The sequence below is a fragment of the Streptomyces durbertensis genome (assembly GCF_014156695.1).
Classification (GTDB): domain Bacteria; phylum Actinomycetota; class Actinomycetes; order Streptomycetales; family Streptomycetaceae; genus Streptomyces; species Streptomyces durbertensis.
Window position 1 is genome coordinate 1 of record NZ_WMLF01000986.1, and the last position, 255, is coordinate 255.

At 65.1% G+C, this 255-nt stretch carries 1 pseudogene; it reads right to left on the bottom strand.

Going from position 1 to position 255, the window contains the following annotated elements:
• Window positions 1-255 (bottom strand): annotated as a pseudogene (locus GL263_RS27990) (inositol-3-phosphate synthase); the annotation flags it as partial.

Here is a 255-nt window from a genome sequence, read left to right on the forward strand (position 1 = left end):
GTCGATGATGACACCGGCGGAGTTGGGGGAGTCCCACACCTCCAGCTTGTACTCCAGGTTCAGCGGGACGTCGCCGAACGCGCGACCCTCCAGGCGGACGTAGGCCCACTTGCGGTCGTCCAGCCAGGCCACGTAGTCCGACGGGCCGATGTGCACGTTCTTCTCGCCCATGTCCCGGTCCGGGATCTGGGAGGTGACGGCCTGCGTCTTGGAGATCTTCTTGGACTCCAGCCGGTCCCGCTCCAGCATGTTCTT